This window comes from Pseudomonas sp. SDO55104_S430, from assembly GCF_054070595.1.
Window position 1 is genome coordinate 1 of record NZ_JBSVXG010000405.1, and the last position, 2,701, is coordinate 2,701.

Here is a 2,701-nt window from a genome sequence, read left to right on the forward strand (position 1 = left end):
GTATCAGTCGACAAAGATGTGGCTGACCCACCGCATTCGCGAGCAAGCCCGCTCCCACAATGGACTGCGGCACGCTGTAGATTTCACATCATTCAAGGACTTCACATGCTCGCTCTGCCATGGACCTGCCTCGCCCTTCTCTCCCTCGGTTACGGCATGGCCCTCACCTACGGCCATCTCGGCGGATTCGCCGCCATCTCCGTCGTGTTGCTGCTGGTCGCCGGCTTCGCCGTCCGCCAACAGAAACTCGCCCTGGGTCGCTACCTCGGCCACGGCCTGTTCATCATCCTCGCACTGGCCCTGGCGACCCACTGGCTGCCCGGTTTCTACAACGGCCGCGTCATCGACCGGCAACGTTTCACCGATGACGCCGTGCCGTTTTCCATGTACCTGAACCTGGACAAGCCTCTGATCGGCTTCTGGCTGTTGCTGGTCTGCCCGTGGATTGTCGGCAGGCGCTCACTGCGAATGACCGGGTATGCAACGGCTCTATCGTTGCTGCTCAGTGCCGTACTGGCCCTGGGCGGCGCGCTGTTGCTGGGTGTCATCGACTGGGCGCCGAAATGGCCGGAACATGCCTGGCTGTGGCTGCTCAACAACCTGCTGCTGGTGACCCTGGTCGAGGAAGCCCTTTTTCGCGGCTACATCCAGGGCGGCCTGACTCGATGCTTCGAACGCCTGCCCCATGGCGAAAATCTCGCTCTTATGCTGGCGTCATTGCTGTTCGGGCTGGTGCATGTTGGCGCCGGCTGGCAATGGGTATTGCTGGCAACTCTGGCCGGTACCGGCTACGGCCTGGCCTATCGTTTCGGCGGGCTGGCGGCGGCGGTTGCCACCCACTTCGGCTTGAACCTGCTGCATTTCGGCCTGTTCACCTATCCGATGCTCGCCGGCTGACGCAAGGGGCATTTTGCGATGCGCTAGTGATTATCGAAAAATATTCTCAACAAATCCTGACCGTGGCCGATACAGCACTTGAAAGCCTTGCGGACTAAAAAAGCCATGCGTAACAACCAGCCAATTACACAGCGCGAACGGACCTTCCCGGCTCAGCAACGGTTGATTTCCACCACCGATGCCAAGGGCGTGATCAGCTACTGCAACGACGCCTTCGTCGAGATCAGCGGCTTCACTCGTGAGGAACTGATCCGCGCGCCGCACAACCTGGTGCGTCACCCTGACGTTCCGACCGCGGTGTTCGCGCACATGTGGGCGACACTCAAGCAAGGCTTGCCATGGATGGGCATTGTCAAGAATCGCTGCAAGAACGGTGATCACTACTGGGTCAACGCCTATGTGACGCCGGTCTTCGAAGGCAATCAGGTGGTCGGTTACGAGTCGGTGCGGGTCAAGCCCACCGCCGAACAGATCAGCCGTGCCGAAGCGCTTTACCAACGCATCAACCAGGGCAAGCCGGCCGTTCCCTCGACCGATAAATGGTTGCCGATCCTGCAGGACTGGCTGCCGTTCATTCTGGTCAGCCAGCTGAGCTTCATGATCGGCGCCTCGCTCAACTCCCAATGGGGTTTTGCCCTGGCCGCCGGTCTTTCGGTGCCGCTGGGCCTGATGGGCCTGAGTTGGCAGCAGCGCGGCATCAAGCGTCTGTTGCGCCTGGCCGAACAGACCACTTCCGATCCGCTGATCGCGCAGATGTACACCGACAGTCGTGGCGCCCAGGCGCGTCTGGAGATGTCGATCCTCAGTCAGGAAGCCCGTCTGAAAACCTGCCTGACCCGCCTGCAGGACACAGCCGAGCATTTGACCGAGCAAGCGAAACAGTCCGATGCCCTGGCGCACAACAGCTCTTCGGGGCTGGAACGCCAGCGCGTGGAAACCGAGCAGGTGGCCACTGCCGTGAACCAGATGGCCGCCACCACTCAGGAAGTCGCCAGCCATGTGCAGCGCACCGCCGATGCGACTCAGGAAGCCAATCGCCTGACCGGTCGTGGTCGTGATATCGCCGGGGAAACCCGCGAAGCCATTCAGCGCTTGTCTGTCGTGGTTGGCGAAACCGGCCAGACCGTGACCCAGCTGGCTCGGGACAGCGATGAGATCGGCGGTGTGGTCGATGTGATCAAGGGCATTGCCGACCAGACCAACCTGCTGGCGCTGAACGCGGCCATCGAGGCGGCCCGTGCCGGTGAGATGGGTCGTGGTTTTGCGGTGGTCGCCGATGAGGTGCGCCAGCTGGCGCAGCGCACCAGCGAATCCACGGGGCAGATCCATGCCTTGATCGCCAAGCTGCAACAGACCGCCGGGACCGCGGTGCAAACCATGGAAGCCGGGCATCGTCAGGCCGAGGAAGGCGTGGCGCGGGTACTGGAAGCGGACCAGGCGCTGGTGGGGATCAGCGAAGCGGTGGCCAACATCACCGACATGACCACCCAGATCGCTGCGGCGACCGAAGAGCAAAGCGCGGTGGCCGAGGAAATCAGCCGCAACATCAGCAACATTTCCGAACTGGCCGATCAGACTTCGGAACAGGCGCAGAACTCGGCGCTGCTGAGCGAGGAACTGACCAAGACGGCGAATACCCAGTATTCGTTGGTGGAGCGGTTTAACCGCTGATTGTTGGTGGCTCGAACAAAACCCGGACAGCGAAAGCTTCCGGGTTTTTTATTATTGGGCTTAAAGGTGTGTTGCTCTTACTGGCCTCTTCGCGGGCAAGCCTCGCTCCTACAAGGGTTTGTGATCGACACAG

2 protein-coding genes are annotated in these 2,701 nt (G+C 61.3%); both read left to right on the forward strand.

Features of this window, described 5'->3' with window-relative positions; all coding sequences use genetic code 11:
• Nucleotides 1-105 precede the first annotated feature (105 nt).
• Nucleotides 106-897 (forward strand): CPBP family intramembrane glutamic endopeptidase, encoded by a 792-nt coding sequence (locus tag ACW9JE_RS30125; protein WP_457434837.1) that lies wholly within the window; start codon nt 106-108, stop codon nt 895-897.
• A gap of 105 nt (nt 898-1,002) precedes the next feature.
• Nucleotides 1,003-2,568: a methyl-accepting chemotaxis protein gene (locus ACW9JE_RS30130; RefSeq protein ID WP_224533906.1), complete on the forward strand. Its 1,566-nt coding sequence runs from the start codon at nt 1,003-1,005 to the stop codon at nt 2,566-2,568.
• The last annotated feature ends 133 nt before the right edge of the window (nt 2,569-2,701 follow it).